Source organism: Pseudomonas sp. YuFO20 (assembly GCF_035064975.1).
Lineage (GTDB): Bacteria > Pseudomonadota > Gammaproteobacteria > Pseudomonadales > Pseudomonadaceae > Aquipseudomonas > Aquipseudomonas putida_AE.
Window position 1 is genome coordinate 67,780 of sequence record NZ_JAXDEO010000017.1, and the last position, 19,600, is coordinate 87,379.

Annotated in this window: 22 protein-coding genes; 13 read left to right on the forward strand and 9 right to left on the reverse strand. The window is 59.0% G+C overall.

Features of this window, described 5'->3' with window-relative positions:
* Nucleotides 1-58 precede the first annotated feature (58 nt).
* Nucleotides 59-1,189: a sensor histidine kinase gene (locus SOP85_RS11745; RefSeq protein WP_323627029.1), complete on the forward strand. Its 1,131-nt coding sequence runs from the start codon at nt 59-61 to the stop codon at nt 1,187-1,189.
* Nucleotides 1,190-1,386: 197 nt separating this feature from the next.
* On the forward strand, nt 1,387-2,181 hold the full coding sequence (locus SOP85_RS11750) for an RHS repeat-associated core domain-containing protein (protein ID WP_323627030.1): 795 nt from the start codon (nt 1,387-1,389) through the stop codon (nt 2,179-2,181).
* Between the two features lie 29 nt (nt 2,182-2,210).
* On the opposite strand, the gene SOP85_RS11755 is transcribed toward SOP85_RS11750, so the two are convergent.
* Together SOP85_RS11755 and SOP85_RS11760 are read right to left on the reverse strand one after the other, a co-directional pair.
* Complete coding sequence (locus SOP85_RS11755) at nt 2,211-2,516, reverse strand: chaperone modulator CbpM (protein WP_274076843.1); 306 nt, start codon at nt 2,514-2,516, stop codon at nt 2,211-2,213.
* 23 nt (nt 2,517-2,539) lie between these two features.
* A complete protein-coding gene (locus SOP85_RS11760) occupies nt 2,540-3,484 on the reverse strand; it encodes a DnaJ C-terminal domain-containing protein (RefSeq protein WP_274076842.1) in 945 nt (314 codons plus the stop codon).
* Between the two features lie 296 nt (nt 3,485-3,780).
* On the opposite strand from SOP85_RS11760, the gene SOP85_RS11765 reads away from it, so the two are divergent.
* On the forward strand, nt 3,781-5,055 hold the full coding sequence (locus SOP85_RS11765; RefSeq protein WP_274076841.1) for an Hsp70 family protein: 1,275 nt from the start codon (nt 3,781-3,783) through the stop codon (nt 5,053-5,055).
* Nucleotides 5,056-5,191: 136 nt separating this feature from the next.
* On the opposite strand, the gene SOP85_RS11770 is transcribed toward SOP85_RS11765, so the two are convergent.
* The 3 genes from SOP85_RS11770 to SOP85_RS11780 all read right to left on the reverse strand — a co-directional run bounded on the left by SOP85_RS11770 (nt 5,192) and on the right by SOP85_RS11780 (nt 7,510).
* On the reverse strand, nt 5,192-6,205 hold the full coding sequence (locus SOP85_RS11770; RefSeq protein WP_274076840.1) for an AI-2E family transporter: 1,014 nt from the start codon (nt 6,203-6,205) through the stop codon (nt 5,192-5,194).
* A gap of 134 nt (nt 6,206-6,339) precedes the next feature.
* Nucleotides 6,340-6,648 (reverse strand): PsiF family protein, encoded by a 309-nt coding sequence (locus tag SOP85_RS11775; protein ID WP_323607438.1) that lies wholly within the window; start codon nt 6,646-6,648, stop codon nt 6,340-6,342.
* A 73-nt stretch (nt 6,649-6,721) separates the two neighbouring features.
* On the reverse strand, nt 6,722-7,510 hold the full coding sequence (locus SOP85_RS11780; RefSeq protein WP_274076838.1) for an AraC family transcriptional regulator: 789 nt from the start codon (nt 7,508-7,510) through the stop codon (nt 6,722-6,724).
* Between the two features lie 95 nt (nt 7,511-7,605).
* Here SOP85_RS11780 and SOP85_RS11785 point away from each other — a divergent pair, with 95 nt between their 5' ends.
* Entirely contained in the window at nt 7,606-8,493 is an 888-nt protein-coding gene (locus SOP85_RS11785; RefSeq protein WP_323627031.1) for a DMT family transporter, read from the forward strand.
* A gap of 77 nt (nt 8,494-8,570) precedes the next feature.
* Here the strand turns inward: SOP85_RS11785 and SOP85_RS11790 are convergent, their stop codons facing one another.
* From SOP85_RS11790 to SOP85_RS11800, 3 genes are all read right to left on the reverse strand, one after another.
* Nucleotides 8,571-9,461 carry an esterase/lipase family protein gene (locus SOP85_RS11790; RefSeq protein ID WP_323627032.1) on the reverse strand — a complete coding sequence of 297 codons (891 nt, stop codon included), beginning with the start codon at nt 9,459-9,461 and terminating at the stop codon, nt 8,571-8,573.
* Nucleotides 9,462-9,568: 107 nt separating this feature from the next.
* Entirely contained in the window at nt 9,569-9,874 is a 306-nt protein-coding gene (locus SOP85_RS11795) for a DMT family transporter (protein WP_046819737.1), read from the reverse strand.
* The gene (locus SOP85_RS11800) at nt 9,875-10,513 is read right to left on the reverse strand and encodes an FMN-dependent NADH-azoreductase (protein WP_323607441.1); all 639 of its coding nucleotides are present in this window, start codon (nt 10,511-10,513) and stop codon (nt 9,875-9,877) included. It abuts the gene before it with no gap.
* A gap of 119 nt (nt 10,514-10,632) precedes the next feature.
* On the opposite strand from SOP85_RS11800, the gene SOP85_RS11805 reads away from it, so the two are divergent.
* The 3 genes from SOP85_RS11805 to SOP85_RS11815 all read left to right on the forward strand — a co-directional run bounded on the left by SOP85_RS11805 (nt 10,633) and on the right by SOP85_RS11815 (nt 13,242).
* Complete coding sequence (locus tag SOP85_RS11805) at nt 10,633-11,535, forward strand: LysR substrate-binding domain-containing protein (protein WP_323627033.1); 903 nt, start codon at nt 10,633-10,635, stop codon at nt 11,533-11,535.
* A 180-nt stretch (nt 11,536-11,715) separates the two neighbouring features.
* Nucleotides 11,716-12,486, forward strand: a complete 771-nt coding sequence (locus SOP85_RS11810; protein ID WP_323627034.1) for a hypothetical protein — start codon at nt 11,716-11,718, stop codon at nt 12,484-12,486.
* Between the two features lie 72 nt (nt 12,487-12,558).
* Nucleotides 12,559-13,242, forward strand: coding sequence for a hypothetical protein (locus SOP85_RS11815; protein ID WP_323627035.1), 684 nt, complete (start codon nt 12,559-12,561; stop codon nt 13,240-13,242).
* Between the two features lie 71 nt (nt 13,243-13,313).
* On the opposite strand, the gene SOP85_RS11820 is transcribed toward SOP85_RS11815, so the two are convergent.
* Nucleotides 13,314-15,383 (reverse strand): AsmA family protein, encoded by a 2,070-nt coding sequence (locus tag SOP85_RS11820; protein WP_323627036.1) that lies wholly within the window; start codon nt 15,381-15,383, stop codon nt 13,314-13,316.
* A 376-nt stretch (nt 15,384-15,759) separates the two neighbouring features.
* On the opposite strand from SOP85_RS11820, the gene SOP85_RS11825 reads away from it, so the two are divergent.
* From SOP85_RS11825 to SOP85_RS11850, 6 genes are all read left to right on the forward strand, one after another.
* Complete coding sequence (locus SOP85_RS11825; protein WP_274076830.1) at nt 15,760-16,140, forward strand: hypothetical protein; 381 nt, start codon at nt 15,760-15,762, stop codon at nt 16,138-16,140.
* A 169-nt stretch (nt 16,141-16,309) separates the two neighbouring features.
* Nucleotides 16,310-16,942, forward strand: coding sequence for a TetR family transcriptional regulator (locus SOP85_RS11830; RefSeq protein WP_274076829.1), 633 nt, complete (start codon nt 16,310-16,312; stop codon nt 16,940-16,942).
* A 187-nt stretch (nt 16,943-17,129) separates the two neighbouring features.
* Nucleotides 17,130-17,630 (forward strand): urease accessory protein UreE, encoded by a 501-nt coding sequence (gene ureE, locus SOP85_RS11835; RefSeq protein ID WP_274076828.1) that lies wholly within the window; start codon nt 17,130-17,132, stop codon nt 17,628-17,630.
* On the forward strand, nt 17,627-18,301 hold the full coding sequence (locus SOP85_RS11840; RefSeq protein WP_323627037.1) for an urease accessory protein UreF: 675 nt from the start codon (nt 17,627-17,629) through the stop codon (nt 18,299-18,301). The genes ureE and SOP85_RS11840 overlap by 4 nt, the downstream gene beginning before the upstream one ends.
* Nucleotides 18,302-18,324: 23 nt before the next feature.
* Nucleotides 18,325-18,939, forward strand: coding sequence for an urease accessory protein UreG (gene ureG / locus SOP85_RS11845; RefSeq protein WP_323627038.1), 615 nt, complete (start codon nt 18,325-18,327; stop codon nt 18,937-18,939).
* A gap of 29 nt (nt 18,940-18,968) precedes the next feature.
* On the forward strand, nt 18,969-19,541 hold the full coding sequence (locus SOP85_RS11850) for a HupE/UreJ family protein (RefSeq protein WP_323627039.1): 573 nt from the start codon (nt 18,969-18,971) through the stop codon (nt 19,539-19,541).
* The last annotated feature ends 59 nt before the right edge of the window (nt 19,542-19,600 follow it).

Here is a 19,600-nt window from a genome sequence, read left to right on the forward strand (position 1 = left end):
TTTTGCCCGGCGGTAAAGAGGCTAAGATCCCCCCTACATTCCCAGCAGGAAACCGGTCATGCGCCTCCCCGACTTCATCAGGCAACACGTGGACCGTATCGTTGATGAATGGGAACAGTTCGCCAGTACCATCACGCCGGCGGCCGAAAACATGGACAGTGCAGCCTTGCGCGACCATGCCAAGGCGATTCTGTTGGCCGCCGCGCGTGACATGACCACCGCGCAAACCGCCAGCGAACAGCTGGCCAAGGCCAAGGGTGAAGGCGCCGAGAAAACCCCGAGCCTGGACGAAGCCGGTGCCAGCCATGGCGAGCTACGGCATACCGTGGGTTTCGACCTGGTGCAGATGACCAGCGAATTCCGCCACCTGCGGGCCTGTGTGATTCGCCTGTGGGTCGACAGCCTGGAATCACCGGACCTGACCTATTTCCAGGACATGATCCGCTTCAACGAAGCCATCGATGAAGCACTCGCCGAATCCACGGCCGCCTATGCCGAACAGGTGAACCGCTCGCGGGATATCTTCCTGGCGATACTCGGCCACGACCTGCGCGCGCCGTTGCAAGCGGTGAGCATGTCCACTGAATTGCTGATGCGTAAAACCACGCTGGAAGGCGATGCGCTGACCTGCGCGAACAACATTACGCGCAGTGCCCGGCACATGGCGGTGATGGTCAGCGATCTACTGGAGCTGGTACGCAGTCGACTGGGCAAGAGCCTGCCAATCGATCCCAAGCCCATGGACCTTGCCGATGCCGCACACGCGGCGATTGCCGAAGCCTGCGCCGGTAACCCGGAGTGCGATCCAACGGTCAGGGTAGAGGGAGATACTCGAGGGGTCTGGGATGCCGGGAGGCTGGGTCAGTTGCTGCAAAACCTGATTGGCAATGCGTTGCAGCACGGTGCGAACAAACGTGATGTGACGGTCACGCTCAACGGCGAGCCCGCCGCGGTTCGCATAACGGTCCATAACTACGGAGCGCCGATTCCCGCGAACGCCATCGGCACGATCTTCGATCCACTGGTGCGCAGCGCCGACGAAGAGCTTGGCCAGCCGTCGACCAGCCTGGGCCTGGGGTTATTTATCGTCAAGGAAGTGGTGGATGCGCATCAGGGAACGATAGAAGTCAGTTCCAACGAGGCCGATGGCACGTTATTCACTGTAGTGCTGCCACGCAATCCCCTGTAGGAGCTGCCGCAGGCTGCGATCTTTTGATCTTCAACGTTCTATCAGCCGCCAAAATGCAACGGCAAAATCAAAAGATCGCAGCCTGCGGCAGCTCCTACGGGAGCGGGGCACTATCAGATCTGCCAGTTCCCCATCCCGGTCATAGCGAGTAGAAAGAAGACGAATATCCCTCAAGCGCAACCAGGGAAGGTTTCTTCATGAGCCGCTCAAATCTCGATACCCCCAAACAGCAACGTACCGTCCTGTTAGCCACCGATCAGCAAAACTCGGTGTTCAGCGAAATTGTCAGTGGCAGAAACAATCCCATGGCGTATTCCGCTTATGGGCATCAGTCAGCCGAACATGAGGTTGTGTCGGGCCTGGGGTTTAATGGTGAATTGCGCGAGGCATCCCGTTGGTACTTTCTGGGCAATGGTTATCGGGTCTATAACCCTCGGTTGATGCGCTTTCATAGCCCGGACAGTTGGAGTCCGTTTGGGGCGGGTGGGTTGAATGCGTATATGTATTGTGAAGGGGAACCGGTGATGGGGTCGGATCCGACGGGGCATTTTAACCCCTCGAAGTGGTGGGGAAATATAACAAACTTTTTCGCGGGATCAACCAACCGACTGGTTTTAACACCTCCAAGACGTACGTCTTCTACGGTCGAGCTGATTCCTATAGGTAAATCGCCTCAAGTCCTCACTGAAATTAGCTTGCCGCTGCCCTCAGTCCCTCCCGCCTTGCCTGGTCCCCCCTTAAATAGATCTCTTAAGCCGACGAACCCTGCAACACGGAATGTTCCAATTGATCGTCAAGGACCACTAAACACCTATTTTAACCCTGTCACCCGCCCTCTTCCTACTCCTCCAGATCAAATTGAAAAAGGAGTTGATGTAGGTCGTGATGGTGTGGAGCTAGTGGAGCTAGCGGACCTTAGTAAGCATTTGAAACGCCGGCAGCAACCAGTGAGCCTGCAAAAACTCAGCAAATATTTTAGAAGCCAGAATTAGGAGCAAACAACGAAGACCCCGAAGGCAAACTACTCCACCACCAACCGCCCCAACCGCTGCCTCAACATCCGGTTCTCCGCCCGCAATTGCTGGACCTCCTCGAGCAAATCCAGCGCCAGCGCAACCCCTTCCCATTCCAGTTCCAGATCGCGCCGCAGCTTGGCGGCGCGTCTGGCCAGGGTCAGTTCGTAATCGGTGAAGCGCCAGTCCTTGGGCTGCCCGCCCTGAGGTTCGAGGATGCCGTGTTCGACGATTTCGATCACGTAGACGTCCGACAGGTCGGTCGCCTCACAGAATTCTGCCAGGTCCAGTTGAACGATCAGGGGGCTGCTCATGATGGGCTACTCCGTCGCTGGGTTCAGAAGTTTTCTCGCGGGTTGAAAGCGGCTTTCTTGGCCAGTTCCTGCCACAACGCCTTGACGTCATCGTCTGCGGCCTTGGGCATCACGGCCTTGAACTGGATGAACAGGTAACCGCGTTCGCCGGCCTTGTTCATCAGACCGTGGCCCTTGGCGCGCATGCGTTGGCCGTTCTGGCTGCCCGCCGGGACCTTGAGGTTGATCTTGCCGGTCAGGGTCGGCACGGCGACTTCGGTGCCCAGCGCCAGTTCCCACGGTGCCAAGGGCAAGGTGATGATCAGGTTCTCGCCTTCGACGTCGAATTTCGGGTGTGGCGCAAAGCGAATGGTCAGGTACAGGTCGCCATTGGCACCACCGCCGACTCCCGGAGCGCCCTGGCCCTTGAGGCGAATGCGTTCACCATCGGTCACACCCGCCGGGATCTTCACGTTCAGGCTTTTGCTGGTGTTGCTCACATGCTGGCCGGCCGGGTTGTACTGCGGCACCTGGAAGGTGACCTTCTTCGACTCGGTCGACAGGGTTTCTTCGAGAAAAACGCCCAGTTCCATCTCCACGTCTTGCCCTCGGCGTCCGGTGCTGCGACGTGATTCCGCCCCGCCGAAGCCAGGGCCACGATTACCAAAGATCGAGCTGAAGAAATCCGAGAAGTCACCGGTGTCCTGGCCACCGCCGCCAAAACCGCCACGGCTCTGCCAGCCCGGTGGTCCCTGGAACGGTTGACCATGCTGACCATAGCGGCGCAATTCATCGTATTCGGCGCGTTTGTCAGCGCTTTTCAACGCCTCATAGGCTTCAGAGGCGTCCTTGAACTTGGCTTCGGCGTCCTTTTCCTTGCTGACATCGGGGTGGTATTTACGCGCCAGCTTGCGATAGGCCGCCTTGATCGCCTTGTCGTCTGCTGTCGGCTCCACGCCGAGAATCTTGTAATAGTCTTTGAAGTCCATCGCGGGAATCACCATCCGTTATCGAAATCGCGCCACCTGCCCCAGCATGCACGTGTTTGCAGCACAAGGTTAGACCGATCTCAAGGTTGTGACCGGGCGGCGCGTAAGAAGTTTATCGGCAGCGGGCGGTGCGACTTACGGGTGCTCCGCGGCTACCAGCTTGATGCAGGGTAGTTTGGGGGTGTTGAGCCATCTTTCAAGACATTGTTTCCCGGAATTAGCAGATAGTCGGCCTTCGAATCTGTCGCGCACTGACATACACTGCGCGGCCGTTTTTTAACCGGAACCGCAAAGACATGAACAACGCATCTCCAGCCCGTGCCGTGGGCATCGACTTTGGCACGTCAAACTCCACCGTCGGCTGGCTGCGCCCCGGCATGGAAACGCTGATCGCGCTGGAGGACGACAAGATCACCCTGCCTTCGGTGGTCTTCTTCAACATCGAAGAACGCCGCCCGGTGTACGGCCGGCTGGCGCTGCACGAGTACCTGGAAGGTTATGAAGGGCGGTTGATGCGCTCGCTCAAGAGCTTGCTGGGCTCCAAGCTGATCAAGCACGACACCAGCGTCCTGGGCACGGCGATGCCGTTCAAGGACCTGCTCGGCCTGTTCATCGGCCAGCTCAAGAGCCGTGCCGAAACCGCCGCCGGTCGGGAATTCGAAGAAGTGGTGCTGGGCCGTCCGGTGTTTTTTGTCGACGATGACCCGATGGCCGACAAAGAGGCCGAAGACACCCTGGTGGACGTCGCGCGCAAGATCGGCTTCAAGGAAGTCTCCTTCCAGTACGAACCGATTGCCGCCGCGTTCGACTATGAGTCGACCATCGAGAAGGAAGAGCTGGTACTGATCGTCGACATCGGCGGTGGTACTTCCGACTTCTCGCTGGTGCGTCTGTCGCCGCAGCGTCGGGGCATGGATAACCGCCAGGATGACATCCTCGCCACCGGCGGCGTGCACATCGGCGGGACCGATTTCGACAAGCAACTGAGCCTCCAAGGCCTGATGCCACTGTTCGGCTACGGCAGCCGGATGAAGAGCGGCGCCTACATGCCCACCAGCCACCACATGAACCTGGCGACCTGGCACACCATCAACTCGGTGTATTCGCAGAAGTCACAGCTGGCCCTGGGCAGCATGCGCTACGACATCGAAGACACCGGCGGCATCGATCGCCTGTTCAAGCTGATCGAACAGCGCGCCGGGCACTGGCTGGCCATGGAAGTCGAAGAGACCAAGATCCAGCTGACCCATGCAGACCACCGCCACGTACCGCTGGATCGCATCGAAGCCGGCTTGAGCGTGGAGCTCAGCCGTGCCCTGTTCGAATCGGCCATCGATAACCTGCTCGAACGCGTGCGCAATAGCGTCACCCAGCTGCTGACCGACGCCGATGTGCGGGTCGATCAGGTGGACACGGTGTTTTTTACTGGGGGTTCGAGTGGTATTCCGGCGCTGCGCAACAGCGTCTCGGCGATGTTGCCGAATGCGCGGCATGTGGAAGGGAATATCTTTGGCAGCATCGGCAGTGGTCTGGCGATTGAGGCGGCCAAGCGTTACGGTTCGATGGGCTGATCCAATTTCAGCGGTGCGCCCTTCGCGAGCAAGCCCGCTCCCACATTCAACCGAGTTCCTCCAGACGGAATACGGTTGAATGTGGGAGCGGGCTTGCTCGCGAAGGGGCCAGCTCAGGCAACAAAGATCCAACGGATCAAACCATCCCCACCTGCTTCAACTCGCTCTTCAGGTACGCATAATAAATCGGCCCTGCCACCACCCCCGGCAGGCCGAACGCGGCTTCGAACACCAGCATTGCCAGGAGCAACTCCCACGACTTGGCACTGATCTGCCCACCGACGATCCGCGCGTTGAGAAAATACTCGAGCTTGTGGATGACTATCAGGTAGCCCAGCGCGGCCAGCGCCACCCAGATCGACAGCGACAGGCCGACGATCGTGATCAGGGTGTTGGACATCAGGTTGCCGATCACCGGCAACAGGCCGAGCAGGAAGGTCAGCACGATCAGGGTCTTGGTCAGGGGCAGCTTGATGCCGAACATCGGCAGCACCACCGCGAGGAAAATCCCGGTAAAGAAGGTGTTGAGCAGGGAAATCTTGATCTGCGCGAACACGATGTTGCGAAACGCCTGCACCAGCAGGTGCAGGCGGTCGAACAGGGCCGCGGCCAGCGGTTTGCGTTTGGTCAGGTCCGGGATGCGTTGCAGGGCAATGATCGCCCCGAGCACCATGCCGATCAGCAACGTCACGAACATGTGCGCCGCATCCTTGCCCACCAACTGCAAGTCACTGAGGTGCTTGCTCACCCACTCGCCGATCGCCACGCGAAACTCCGCTGCACTGGCGGGCAGATAGGCATCGATGAACGGCGGCAATTGCCCGCGCGCGCGATCGACCACGCCCATGAACTTGTCGAGGGAAGCCCCGGGGTTTTCCGCTTCGTGCAACAGAAAGCTGATGGCACCGGCGAAAATCAGCGTCAACGCGCTGACCACCAATGTGCCCAGCAACGCCACCGCCAGCCACCGCGCACGCCGGCCTTCGATCAGCCGCTGCAATTGCGGGGTGAGCATGTTGACCAGTTCGAACACCAGCAACCCGGCCAGCAGGCTGGGCAACAACCGCAGCGGGATCACCAGCAGCAGCCCGCCAAAGATGATGACCCAGCTAATGACCAGCAACACATGACGTTGAGAAAACGTTGGCATACAGCCTCAAAACGAACGGCGTAAAAGGATTGGCAGTCTGCCAGCGATCCGATGGCAGCACTAGGGAATGTGTGGGTCGACCTTTGTCGGAGAGTGATCGGTTATTTGCGCTGCTCGCATTCCCGGCCCAGTGTTTATTTTTTCTTCAGGCAATCACTCATGAACGCCTTGCGCTCATCGCCCTTGAGGGCCTTGGTCGTGGCGTCGGCATTGCAGGTTTTCATTTTCTCCTGCTGTGGCGTCAAGGCAGGGACGGCTTCAGTGGCCGCCGGTGTCGCCTTGAGGCAATTGCTCATGAAGAGTTTGCGCTCATCGCCCTTGAGGCTTTTGGCCGTGGCGTCGGCGTTGCAGGTGGTCATCTTGTTCTGTTGGTCAGTGGCGGCAAAACCTTGGGAACACAGGAGCAAACCGATCAGCAGCAAAGGGGCGCGCAACATCGTCATGGAGTGTTCTCCTTGTCACCGCACCGAGGGGGAACGGTCTTGCACTGGAGTGTAGACAACACCTGTAACACCTTCATCCTGTCTCCAGGTGGCTGCGTCGATACTGCTCCGGCGTACACCCGGCCTGGCGCTGGAACATGGCGATGAACGCCGAGCCGGTGCTGTAGCCCAGGTCGAAGGCGACGTCCTGAATGCTGCGGTGACTGTCCAGCGCCTCGATCGCCGTCAGAAAGCGCAGGCGTTGGCGCCACTCACCGAAACTCATGCCCAACTCGCGGACAAACTGCCGCGCCAGCGTGCGTTCGCTGACATGAATCTGCGCGGCCCAGTCCGCCAGTGGCCGGTTATCCCCAGGCTCGGCTTGCAGTGCCTCAAGGACTCCAAGCAATCGGCTACTGCTGGCATAGGGCAGATAACACTCATGCACCGGTGCTTGCTGCAGTTGATCCACCAACACCTGGGCCAGGCGCTGGTCCGCGGCCTGCTTGGGGATCTTCACGTCCCGGGCGGCAAAGTCCTTGAGAATTGCCTTGAGGATGTCGCTGATGGCCAGTGTGCAAGCCTCTTGTGGCAGATCAGCGCAAAGGGTGGGCGCCAGGCAGACTGCGCGATAATTGATCGGCTGGTTGCTGTAGAAGCTGTGCTCGGTCTCGGGGGGCACCCACACGGCGTATTGCGGTGGTGACATGAAGCGACTGCCGCCGATTTCCATGTGCAGTACGCCATGGGCCGAATACTCCAGCGTGCCCCACGGGTGCCGATGCGCCGAGGCAAAGCGATGGGCATCGAAATCGGCGTAGCGGAAGTACACCGGGGCGGGTAACTCGCTGAAATCCAGCAGGTCGATGTGTTTACTGGTCATGCTGTCCGGAATTGGCGGTCGGTTGTCTGTATTGAAGTATAGGCCTGTAACCAGACAAGGGATAATTACCCCTTATCAACGTTCTGGTTTTCCCCATGCAATACGCTTATCCCCTGCTGGCCATTTTCATCTGGGCCGGCAACACCGTCATCACCAAAATGTCGGCCGGGGCGATATTCCCCGCCGAGATCGGATTCTACCGCTGGCTGCTGGCCGGCTTGTTGTTCACGCCCTTCATGCTCAAACCGGTGATTGCCCACTGGCCGGCTATTCGCCCGAACCTGGGAAAGATCTTTGTCCTCGGCGTGCTCGGCATGGCGGTTTACCAAAGCCTGGCGTATTTCGCCGCGAGCCTGACCTCCGCCACCAACATGGGCATCATCCTGTCGTTGATGCCTTTGATGTCGCTGGCCATGGCGATCATCAGCCTCGGCCAACGCCTGACCATCGGCGCATTGGCCGGTGCGGTGCTGTCGTTTGCCGGGGTATTGGTGGTCGTCTCGTCCGGTAGCCTGGGCGTGCTGCTGGAACACGGGGTGAACCTGGGCGACGCGATGATGCTGATCGCCACCCTGGCCTACGCGATCTACAGCACCTTGCTGAAAAAATGGCAGCTGCGCTTGCCGCCATTGGTGCTGCTGTACTTGCAGGTGCTAGTCGCGGTGGTGGTGTTGTTTCCGCTGTTTCTCGCCTCACCGAAAACCGGCCTGACCTTGCAGAACATTCCCTTGGTGCTTTACGCCTGCCTGCTGGCCTCGATGGTCGCACCGCTGGCGTGGATGCAGGCCGTGGTACGTTTGGGGCCGAGCCGGACCACGCTGTTCTTCAATTTACTGCCGTTGATTACCGCGCTGATTGCGGCGGTGGTGTTGCATGAGCAGTTGGCGCTTTATCACCTGGTGGGCGGGATGTTGACGTTGGGCGGGGTGATTCTTTCCGAGCGCTGGACCACCGTGTTAGGCCGCAAGGTCAGCGTTGCCTGAGCCAAAAAGATCGCAGCCTGCGGGAACGCATTCCCCCTGTAGGAGCTGCCGCAGGCTGCGATCTTTTGATTTTGATCTTATAAACCGGCAGCCTTTAACCGAGCCGCATGCTCGACAAACAACCGGATCGGCTCCGCCCCCTTCCCCACCAGCCCCAGCGACTGATTGACGATGTCGAAATGGTCCAGCGGATACTCGTCGCCAATCACCGTCCCCAGGTGCGAGGAATACCGCCCGACCATCCCGTCGCAATGCCCGGCCTCGCGAACGAAGGTCCTGGCAAACAAACGACAACTGCGGTTGGTGCCGTCCAACAGGTTGCGCCCGCGATCGGTCTTGCCCGGCTGCAAGGTCCCGGACCAGGAATAGTAACGCACGCCGTTCACCTGTTCCGGCCCTTGCCCGCCCCAGGTTTCGGGCAGCCCCTGTGGATAACGTTGATTGAACAGCGCCACGCCCTCCGTGGTGAGCGAATGATGAGAGGCATGGATATCCACCGGCAACTTTGGTCCACGGTAACCGGTTTCCAGCAGGCTCATCAGCGCCGCGACGCACCGTATCAAAAAGGTCACCAGCCGCCCCATGGCACTGTCATGCGGATAGTGCTTGTGCAGATAGTCCGCCAGTTCCGAACCATGATTGGGCCCCGCCACCGAGGTCACCGAGGCGATCAGATCCGGGCGTTTGGCTGCTGCGTAGCGGGCGGTCAGCGACCCCTGGCTGTGGCCAATCAGGTTGACCTTCCCGGCACCGGTCTCGCGCAGAATCTCCTCGATCCGCGCCAGCAGTTGCTCACCGCGCACATCATCGGAGTTGAGCGGCGAAACCTGCACCGCAAACACCACCGCACCACCACGGCGCAATGCCTCGGCGATCCCGTACCAGTACGGATAAAGCACCAAACGGATGAACCCGAGCATTCCCGGGACCAGCACCAATGGGTAACGCGTGGCCGAACCTTGCGACATGGGCGAGACATCCTTGTGATCGTGAGGTGATGCATGGCGGATGCAAGACATCCGCCAAGCTTCGCCAGCGAACATGACAAACCGACGACCAGTCTAGGACATCTGCCCTACTTCAGTCCCACCACACCTGCCACGATCAGCCCGACCGACAGCAGCTTGACCGCGGTCAGGCTCTCACCGAGCAAGGCAAAGCCGAGAAACACCGTGCCCAGGGAACCGATGGCGGTCCAGATCGGGTAGGCGATGCTCACCGGCAACTCGCGCATGGCCAGGGTCAAAAAATAAATCCCGCCCACCGCGGCCACGATGGTCATCAGCGAGGGCCAGAGCCGGGTAAAGCCCTCGGCGTACTTCATGCCCATGGCGAAGGTCACTTCGAACCCGGCGGCGATCAGCAAAAACAGCCAGGCCATCTAGAACTCCCTGGCCAGCGCCAGTAAGCGCTGCTCTGCTTCGGCGGCGGAGACCTGGAACGTGCGCGCCTCGGACTCTTCGCCTTCGGCGGCGACCACCGTGACATCGGTGATGCCGATGAATCCCAGTGCCGTGCGCAGCAGCGTATCGGCATGGTTCATCGCCTCCAGCTCGCCGCCCGGACCGAAGCCGAAGCCGCCGCGACTGGTCACGATCAAGGCCTTTTTACCCTGCACCAGTGGCTCGTACTGCGCGATGCCGTTATCCAGGGTGTGATTGAAGGTCAGCCCGAGCCGCACGATCTGGTCGATCCAGGCTTTCAAGCCGCTGGGCACGCTGAAATTGTGCATCGGCGTGGAAATCACCAGCACGTCATGCCCGAGCAACTCGCCGACCAGCGTGTCGCTGAATGCCAGATCCGCTTGCATCGACAGGGGCCGCGCGTCGGGTTCGGGATAGAACGCGGCGGCCACGAACGCTTCGTTGACCGGTGGGATCAACGCTCGGCCGACTTCGCGGCGGGTCAGCTTCGATTGCGGGTGACGGGCCTGCCAGGCCGACAGAAACACTTCCGCCAAACGCCGGGAGTGCGAACGATCCCCTCGTGGACTGGCATGAATCGCAAGAACTGTGCTCATCTGACTCTCCTTGGGACTAAACTCAAATTGCGGGTGGCTTGCAGCTTGTAACTCACTGCTGCCCACTACAACTGAACAAAAGTCAGTCCGGATGAATCTATTTCATCCATGGAGATATCATGTTTGCCTCATTGCCATTGACCGCCCTGCGCGCTTTCGAATCCGCCTCGCGCCTGCTGAGTTTCAAGGCCGCCGCCGAGGAGCTTTCAGTGACACCGACGGCGGTGTCTCACCAGATCCGCTCGCTCGAGAGTTGGCTAGGTGTGGCGCTATTCGAACGCTTGCCACGCCAGGTGCGCCTGACCGAAGGTGGCGAACGGCTGTTCCACAGCCTGCACGGCGCCTTGCTGGAAGTGGCGCAAAGCGTCGACACCCTGCGTCCGCACCGCAGCGGCACGAACCTGACGATCTCCACCACCGCCGCCTTCGCCGCCCTGTGGCTGGTGCCGCGCCTGGGCCGATTCTATGCTCGACACCCCAACATCAGCCTGCGCCTGGACACCCATTGCGAAGTGATCGATCTGCATCAGGACGCGAGTGTCGACCTGGTGGTGCGCTACAGCCTCGATGACTATCCGAACCTGTATGGCCTTTGCCTGTTCGATGAGTCTTTCGGAGTTTACGGCTCGCCGGAACAAGTGGCCTTGGCTACCCATCACACGCCTACGCTGATCAGCGTGCGCTGGCACAACTCCAAGCTCTACGCCCATGGCTGGGAAGCCTGGTGCGCACAGTCCGGCGAGGATTGGTTGGCGGGTCAGCCCACCGTGCGCGAATACGATGAAGAACATTACGCCTTGCAAGCGGCGATTGCCGGTCAGGGCCTGGTGCTGGCCAGCAATATTCTGGTTTCAGAAAGCGTGGCCAGTGGATTGCTGATGGACTATCGGGGGGAAATCCAGGTCGATGGTGCTGGCTACAGCGCACTGTGTGTACCCGGACGCGAGCGTCATCCGCCGGTGCGCGCTTTTTTTGCGTGGTTGCAGGAAGAGGCAACGGTGTCCGGACATATCTTAACGTAAGTATTGTCCGGCGCTGCTGCGAACCGCCCATTACTTAGTTTTATTGCAGCCGCAATTACAAACACCTCCCACACAAACAACCAAAAGTTACAAACACTCGGTAGACTTCAATCAAAACAAACTTATTATAACAACCACAACCAACCGGTTGCTTTAACAAATAAGTAAAGGACTACTGACATGCATCTTGAAGAACGACTTGAATTTATTGATTCCCTGGCGTCGTTGCCGCTGCAAATGGCACCTGCCATACGCGCATTTTCCTCCCCAGAAACTCCACCTCACGACATCGACAAACCGTCTGCCAGCGCCATGCCAAACACAGTCAATGTGTTCATGCCTGGGGTATCGAAACAGATTATAGACGATGTCGATCTTTGCAAACTGATCATGCAGAACGACGCTTCCAAAAAGTTCCCAGAAGATTCGCAACTCTTTGATTGGTACAAACATTACGTTAACGGTCTTGGCAAACTGGGATGGGTCATTCAAAACAGAAATATTCAAGAAATCACCATCCGCAAAACCGGCCTGACGATGGACCAAGTGGCGCTGGATATTGCAGCGGGAATGATTGGCGCCAACGCGGCCAATATTCTGGCTAACGTTGGGAAAAAGGCTGTAGACGCGGTCAAAAACAATCCCGGCGCCATTAAAATCTTTGAGCGCGATAAAAAACTTGGTACACAGGCCAAGTTCGACGTCGCACCCGTTTGGGTTGATGGAAGCGGGAAGGCGAATATGATACTAAACTGCATTTCTCTGGATGCGCGCGAAAGTACCCGTGGCATTTTGTTCTGGAAGTCTACCCGTGCATCCACCACCATTAAATCAGGCGCAGTTCGCGCTTACTTGAACACTTCCATTTTCTCCCTTGTCCGCGAAAAGCTCGCCACAAGGTACAGCAAACAAACCGATGAGTTGATTGAAGACCTGGGCGACTTCGATTAACTTTCGACTGATCACGGCAAGCTTCTGCTAGTTAACCAACGACAATACAAACCAACTTGCACGAAGGCAAATATGAACAAACCATTACTCGACATTTATATTGTCAACGGCAACATTACAATATTCTGCGGCACGCACAGTGACAGATTCAAGAATGACATCCTAAACTCCAGCCTATTCTCTGCATTGGTAGCGGCGAAACCAGGCACTGATCGAGAAAAGTCATGGTCGACTTACACCGATACATTGGGGAAACTTTTCTGGGTGGTTAATAGTCGTAATACCCAACGGCTTGAATTCAAAAACAAAAGTCTGTTAGACATCGTTGACCAAGGTGCTGACGGAGATTTGCCAAACCTTGAACGGCAAGCACTCGCCGACGCATTTTCGGCACTTACCAAACTCCAGAGTGACTCATTGCCCGTTAAAAATTTTGTCGCAAAACTCCAGGCTAACATTTCGACTGCTACCAATAGCGACGTGTCGGTTTCAACGACCGCAATACTGACCATTGTGTGCAACAATAAGTCCGTGATTACTCTGCAGACTGCATTCCGGACTGCTCATCCGATTGCAATAGACTTACTGGACCGACCTGAACTGACCAGCATCAATAATGGTACAAACAACTTCCGCCTAATGCGTTGCTTGCTGGATGAACACCGATACAACGGTATCAGCGCTAAAATCCAAGATAAGCTTGTCAAAAAAATTGAAGCTGAACTACTTCATATTAACTTACCCACTGACAAGTAATTTCTTAATACGCTGTATGCATGACTGCTCTCGACTTTCCAGTCGAGAGCAGTCAAATTTACCGGCACACGTCAGTTCTTGACCGTCTTCGGTGCCTTCCCCGCCTTCATCTGCTCCAGCAAGGGCGCGCACTGGTTCGGTTCTCCACCGCTCGGCGCCACCAACGCCAACAACCCCGCCGCCGGCGCGGCAATCACACCCAGTGCAACCATCCCGGCCCCACGCAACATCAAGGGTACGGCTTTCACGCCAGCGTCTGGCTTGATGAACTTGCCTCGCACATACAGCGGCGAACGCAGTGAGATCAGCCGCCAGCCCTTGGATTCCGGCGTGATGGTCAAGTCCAGCTGCTCGGTGGCCATGTTCGCCGTGCCATCGATGTAAATGATCGCGTTCTCGGTATCGAAGACGAACAACCGCGTAGTGGCCAGACCACTCTTGATATCGAAATCGGCAGCGGCGCAATTGATCTTCACTTCCTTGTCGCCAAAGATCTTGCCAACCACATAGTTGCCTACGTTCAACCCGGCCAACTCCATCAACTCACGACTGATGGCGCCGTCATTGATCAGCATTTTCAGCTTGCCATTGGCACTGCCCAGCAACTTGGCCACCGAGTTGCCGCGCCCGGTAATGTCGGCATCGCCATTGAGTTCGCCGAAGCTGGTTTTCATCGGTTCGAAGGTCGGGAATAACTGCTTGAGCTTGAAGCCCCGGGCGGTCAGTTTTGCCTGGCCTTCCAGCGGTTCGGTGTGCCCGTTCAGGCGAATCTGCGCATCCAGCTTGCCACCGGCCACGCCGAATCGCAGCGGCTCCAGACTGAGTACGCCATCGGTGAGCACCAGGTGCGTGTAGAGGTCGTTGAATGGCAACTTTTCGCTATGGACGATGCGCTTGCCGGTGAATTCTACATCCGCGTCCATGTCGCGCCAGCGATCCGTCTTGAACTCCTCGACCGGCAGTACCTTGTCCGCCGGCTGTTTGCTCTCGCCGCCGCGGGCTTTCTGCTTGGCATTGGAGTCGGCGCCGATCAACGGGGCCAGGTCGGCAAACAACAATTGATTGGATAGCAGCGAACCGCTGAGTTTTGGGCGCGGCTGGCCAGCGACGTAGGTCAGGCTGCCATGGATGTCGCTCGCACCGATCGTGCCGTTGAACGCTTCATAACGGAAAACCGCCCCGCCCGGCTCATGCAGCTTGGCGATCAGATGGCCGTCGGTGGCATAGGGCGGCGTATCCGGCAGGGTCACGCCGGTCAGGGGATAGAGGTTGCCCAGGCTGGCGCCGGCCAGTTTCAGGCGCAGATCCAGGGCGCCCAGATTCAGTGGATCGGTCAGCGTGCCGGCCAGCTCGACGCTGGTATCGGCAATCTTCGCTTGCGCCTGCAGCGGAAACGGCCGGGCCGCGTCCTGCAGCGCCAGCAAGCCGCCGATCTTGCCCTGACCGGTGAGTTTCTGGCCGTGGTACTGGCCTTTGACCTTCAGGGCAAACGCGTAATCCTGCGGTGCGCCGCCTTGCTCGGACGCGGTTTTCGCCGCTTTGTCGCCGACGATTTCGCTGAAGGGAATCGGCTTGCCCAGGGGGTCGATCAGCAGGTCCAGTTGGGTTTTCAGGCTCTGGTCGTCGAGGGTGACATGTCCCTTGTCGAAGCCGATCGCGCCGATATCCAACACCCAGGGTGAGGGCTCGGCGTTCGGGTCTTTCGGGTCGAACTTGAAGGTCCAGTTGGCACGACCGTCGGCCAGGCGTTGCAACTCGGCATTGGGTTCGGTGAGGTCGATGCGGGGGATCACCACGCGCTGCGCCAACAAGGCCAGGGGCGATATGCGCAGCTCGACGCGCTTGAGGCTGGCCATCTGCGGTGCCTTCGACCAGTCCGGGTTGCCCAGGCTCAGGTCTTCCGCCACCACGTGCGGCCAGGGCACCCAGGCCCGCCAGCCACCCTCGTCGGGCTCGCGCTGCCAGACCACCGCCAGATTGCCGTTGATGGCGAAGGGGCGGTGCAGTTCTTCGGACACCTTGGCATTGAGGGGCGGTTTGATCCGGTTCCAGTCGAAGAACACGATGATCAGCACCAGCACGGCCAACAACACAACGAAGCTGGCCAGGGTCCAGGCGAGAATCTTACGGGTGCGCGTCATTGCACAGAGCTCCTGATACGGCTGAGCGCCACGATCGCGATGCTCAGGAGAAACGCAGGGCCAGAACCGGCCCGTCATGCAGTCTACGACTGGAAAATGGCCCGCAGGTTTAATCGAAAAGCCGATTTTGCCGCAATTGACGTGTTCAACGCGGCCCCCTCCTCCCGTCCGGCGTTACCGGCGACGCACTTTTGCGTGGCGTGGGTGAGTCGAAAATACCCACCGCAGTGCTTCGCAAAGGCCCGGTTTACAAGGGCTGCAGAGAACAATCAATTCCGTTGATTATTAACATTGCGTTTATGAACTTTTATATCGACTTATCGAGAGTAGCATTGCCCTCGTACCCAATTTATCGCACTCCTACGGAGCACCCATCATGAAACGCCAACTTCTGCTTAGCCTTACACTTTCAATGCTGGCCAGCACCGCTTTTGCACTGCCAGCCGCTGACCAGGCTACCCCGCAAGTCAAAGACACCCACTCGGTGTTCAGCCAAACCGTCGCCGCTGATGGCTCCGACCGCACTCCAGGTCAAACCATTGCCGAAGGTGGTAACGATCGCCTGAAAGAAAAAGGCCTGATCACTGAAGACGGCTACGATCAAACCCCACAAGGTCAAACTGTTGCAGAGGACGGCTACGACCAGACTCCACAAGGTCAAACCGTTGCCGCTGATGGTTCCGACCGTACCCCAGGTCAAACCGTTGCCGAAGGCGGTGGTGACCGTGTCATCGAACGCAACAGCGCTATGAGCTGAGCCCATGGCGGCCCCGAAAAAAAGCCCAATCACCGGATTGGGCTTTTGACTTTCTGGCTGTTCCGTTTATCGAAGCCGTACCTCCCCGCCTGATTCCCTCTGTCATTCGACGCCGGCAAAGCCGATTTGCTAGAGTGCGCCGCAGTCCTTTTCAGAAAACGCCCTTGCGATGCTGCCCCGCGCCGAACAGAAACAACAAACCCGTAACGCCTTGATGGACGCGGCCCGCCATTTGATGGAGGGTGGCCGAGGATTCGGCAGCCTGAGCCTGCGCGAAGTCGCGAAAACCGCCGGAATCGTCCCCACCGGTTTCTACCGGCATTTTACCGATATGGATGAACTCGGCCTGGTGCTGGTGAGCGAGGTCGGCCAGACCTTCCGTGAAACCATTCGCCTGGTGCGGCACAACGAGTTCGTCATGGGCGGCATCATCGACGCGTCCGTGCGGATTTTTCTGGATGTAGTGTCGGCCAACCGTTCGCAATTCCTGTTCCTGGCCAGGGAACAGTATGGTGGCTCGTTACCGGTACGCCTGGCCATCGGTCGACTGCGCGAAAACATCAGTTCGGACCTGGCCGCCGACCTGTCCCTGATGCCGAAACTGCAACACCTGGACATGGCCGGCCTGAGCGTCATGGCCGACCTGATCGTCAAAAGCGTGTTCGCCACCTTGCCGGACATTATCGATCCGCCGGTCGAGGCGCTGCCCGAGCACTTGACGCCCCAGGCAAAGATTACCCAACAGCTGCGGTTCATCTTTATCGGCCTCAAGCATTGGCAGGGGCTCGGCAGTACCGAGTAAGCACCGCGAAAGAACACCTGACTGGCTTCAACCTGGTGCACATGGAAAAAACCGTGCACCAATTTCAGCCAAAACCCTCGACACCCAGAAACTTTTCCTACGCCTCCTACAGGTATTTCCTACGCATCCCCGGATTGGCAAGCCCCTTGCTCTAGCCTGAGCATTGTCCATTGCTGGAAGCTTTCCGATGCTGGTGATTCATCGCAGAATCGACCCTCAACCCGACTGGGCCGCCGAGCTTCACTTGACCTTCGAAGCCCGGAGCAAAAGCCGTTTGCGCTGTTTCAGTGCCGAGGGCGAAGACGTCGGGTTGTTTTTGGAGCGGGGTCAATCACCCTTGTATGACGGCGAATGTCTGCAAGCCGAGGATGGCCGCGTTGTCCGTGTCTGTGCCCGTCCCGAGCAATTGCTGCACGTCACCTGCGCCAATGCCTTCGAACTGACCCGTGCCGCCTATCACCTGGGCAATCGCCATGTGGCCTTGCAAGTGGGCGACGGCTGGTTGCGCCTGCTCGACGACTACGTGCTCAAGGCCATGCTCGAACAACTCGGCGCCGAGGCCGAGCCCATCGAAGCTGCGTTTCAACCTGAACACGGCGCCTACGGCGGCGGCCATCATCATTCGCGTCACGGTGATGAAGACTTCAACTACCCGCCAAAACTGCACCAGTTCGGCGTGCGCCCATGAACCCTGCATGGGCATTGCTGCGCCTGGCCAGTCCGCAGTTGCCGATTGGCGGCTACAGCTATTCCCAGGGCCTGGAAATGGCCGTGGACAACGGCCGTGTGCACGATCCCGACAGCGCGCGCCGCTGGATCAGCGATCAGCTGTTGCTCAATCTCGCCCGTTTCGAGGCGCCGCTGCTACTCGCCCATTGCGTGGCGGCGGCCGAGGAAAACTGGAGCGAACTGCTGCAGCGTTGCGAAGAACACCGCGCCAGCCGGGAAACCCGCGAGCTGCATCAGGAAAGCCGGCAAATGGGCTACTCCTTGCAGCAGTTGCTCAACGGCCTGCCTGAGCTTGATTCAGCAGCGCGCGCCTTTCTCCAGCAACGACCCGAACCCCACCTGGCCCTGGGCTGGGCGCTGGCCGCTCGCGCCTGGCAGATCAGCCCGCAGGATGCGCTGGCCGCGTGGCTTTGGAGCTGGCTGGAAAACCAACTGGCGGTACTGATGAAAACCCTGCCATTGGGCCAGCAGGCCGCGCAGCGCCTGACCAGTGAACTGCTGCCGCTGCTGCAACAAGCCCAGCAGGACGCTACCCGAATCAACCCCGAACACTCTGGCAGCGCCGCGTTTGGCCTGTCCCTGGCGTGTATGGCCCACGAGCGCCAGTACAGCCGCCTGTTCCGTTCCTAGGGCCTTTCATTTTGGAGAATCACATGAACACCCAACCTTTGCGCGTCGGCATCGGCGGCCCGGTCGGTTCCGGCAAAACCGCCCTGACCCTGGCCCTGTGCCTGGCCCTGCGCGAACGCTACAACCTGGCCGTGGTGACCAACGACATCTACACCCGCGAAGACGCGGATTTCCTGGTGCGCAACGAAGCGTTGGCGCCGGAACGCATCATCGGCGTGGAAACCGGCGGCTGCCCACACACGGCGATCCGCGAAGACGCCTCGATCAACCTCGAAGCCGTGGATCAGTTGAACCGCCGCTTCCCGGGGCTCGACCTGATCCTGGTGGAATCCGGTGGCGACAATCTCTCGGCCACCTTCAGCCCGGAGCTGTCCGACCTGACCATCTACGTGATCGACGTTTCCGCGGGCGACAAGCTGCCACGCAAAGGCGGACCGGGGATCTGCAAATCCGATCTGCTGGTGATCAATAAAATCGACCTGGCGCCGCTAGTGGGTGCGTCGCTGCCCCTGATGGACAGCGACACCACGCGCATGCGCAACGGCAAGCCGTTCGTGTTCAGCAACCAGAAGACCGGCCAGGGCCTGGAAGAGATCATCGCCTTCATCGAACGCCAGGGCCTGCTGACGGCAGCCTGACCATGACTTATCAACAAGGAAGCTTCTGCATGACACTCAAACGCATTCTGGGCGCCATGGCCCTGCTGTTGACACCGGCCATTGCGCTGGCCCACCCGGGGCACGGTGACAATGGCTTGATCGCTGGCATCGGCCACCCGATCGGTGGCCTCGATCATCTGTTGGCGATGCTCGCGGTTGGCTTGTGGGCGGCGCAGCAGCAAGGTGCTGCGCGCTGGGTGCTGCCGTGCACGTTCGTTGGCACCATGCTGATTGGCGGGATGCTGGGGTTTGAAGGGTTGGAGCTGCCGGTAATGGAAGGCGGGATTGCTGCGTCTGTGCTGGCGTTGGGCCTGGCGGTTGCCTTGGCGGTGCGTCCGCCTTTGAGTCTGGCGATGGGTGCCACTGCACTGTTCGCATTGTTCCATGGCGTGGCCCATGGCCTGGAATTGCCGGACATGTCGAGCCCTTGGGCGTATGCGACAGGGTTTGTGGCGGCGACCGCAGCGCTGCATACCGCCGGTTATGTGATGGTGCGGGTGTTGCCTCAGGTGGCGGCGCCGCTGGTTCGACTGGCGGGTGCGGCTTCGGCGGCGACCGGAGTCTGGTTGTTGGCCGGCTAGCTCTCTATCGATTGTGATGGCCTCTTCGCGAGCAAGCCCGCTCCCACATTCGTCCTGTG

Bases quoted from the DNA above. Each gene is read 5' to 3' on its own strand.
- SOP85_RS11750 (WP_323627030.1), top strand. From the start codon at position 1,387: ATGAGCCGCTCAAATCTCGATACCCCCAAACAGCAACGTACCGTCCTG.
- SOP85_RS11795 (WP_046819737.1), bottom strand. From the start codon at position 9,874: ATGGCCTGGCTGTTTTTGCTGATCGCCGCCGGGTTCGAAGTGACCTTC.
- SOP85_RS11810 (WP_323627034.1), top strand. From the start codon at position 11,716: ATGCATCTTGAAGAACGACTTGAATTTATTGATTCCCTGGCGTCGTTG.
- SOP85_RS11805 (WP_323627033.1), top strand. From the start codon at position 10,633: ATGTTTGCCTCATTGCCATTGACCGCCCTGCGCGCTTTCGAATCCGCC.
- SOP85_RS11745 (WP_323627029.1), top strand. From the start codon at position 59: ATGCGCCTCCCCGACTTCATCAGGCAACACGTGGACCGTATCGTTGAT.
- SOP85_RS11770 (WP_274076840.1), bottom strand. From the start codon at position 6,205: ATGCCAACGTTTTCTCAACGTCATGTGTTGCTGGTCATTAGCTGGGTC.
- SOP85_RS11820 (WP_323627036.1), bottom strand. From the start codon at position 15,383: ATGACGCGCACCCGTAAGATTCTCGCCTGGACCCTGGCCAGCTTCGTT.
- SOP85_RS11840 (WP_323627037.1), top strand. From the start codon at position 17,627: ATGAACCCTGCATGGGCATTGCTGCGCCTGGCCAGTCCGCAGTTGCCG.
- SOP85_RS11830 (WP_274076829.1), top strand. From the start codon at position 16,310: ATGCTGCCCCGCGCCGAACAGAAACAACAAACCCGTAACGCCTTGATG.
- SOP85_RS11800 (WP_323607441.1), bottom strand. From the start codon at position 10,513: ATGAGCACAGTTCTTGCGATTCATGCCAGTCCACGAGGGGATCGTTCG.
- SOP85_RS11825 (WP_274076830.1), top strand. From the start codon at position 15,760: ATGAAACGCCAACTTCTGCTTAGCCTTACACTTTCAATGCTGGCCAGC.
- SOP85_RS11815 (WP_323627035.1), top strand. From the start codon at position 12,559: ATGAACAAACCATTACTCGACATTTATATTGTCAACGGCAACATTACA.
- SOP85_RS11775 (WP_323607438.1), bottom strand. From the start codon at position 6,648: ATGACGATGTTGCGCGCCCCTTTGCTGCTGATCGGTTTGCTCCTGTGT.
- SOP85_RS11780 (WP_274076838.1), bottom strand. From the start codon at position 7,510: ATGACCAGTAAACACATCGACCTGCTGGATTTCAGCGAGTTACCCGCC.
- SOP85_RS11850 (WP_323627039.1), top strand. From the start codon at position 18,969: ATGACACTCAAACGCATTCTGGGCGCCATGGCCCTGCTGTTGACACCG.
- ureE (WP_274076828.1), top strand. From the start codon at position 17,130: ATGCTGGTGATTCATCGCAGAATCGACCCTCAACCCGACTGGGCCGCC.
- SOP85_RS11760 (WP_274076842.1), bottom strand. From the start codon at position 3,484: ATGGACTTCAAAGACTATTACAAGATTCTCGGCGTGGAGCCGACAGCA.
- SOP85_RS11785 (WP_323627031.1), top strand. From the start codon at position 7,606: ATGCAATACGCTTATCCCCTGCTGGCCATTTTCATCTGGGCCGGCAAC.
- SOP85_RS11755 (WP_274076843.1), bottom strand. From the start codon at position 2,516: ATGAGCAGCCCCCTGATCGTTCAACTGGACCTGGCAGAATTCTGTGAG.
- ureG (WP_323627038.1), top strand. From the start codon at position 18,325: ATGAACACCCAACCTTTGCGCGTCGGCATCGGCGGCCCGGTCGGTTCC.
- SOP85_RS11790 (WP_323627032.1), bottom strand. From the start codon at position 9,461: ATGTCGCAAGGTTCGGCCACGCGTTACCCATTGGTGCTGGTCCCGGGA.
- SOP85_RS11765 (WP_274076841.1), top strand. From the start codon at position 3,781: ATGAACAACGCATCTCCAGCCCGTGCCGTGGGCATCGACTTTGGCACG.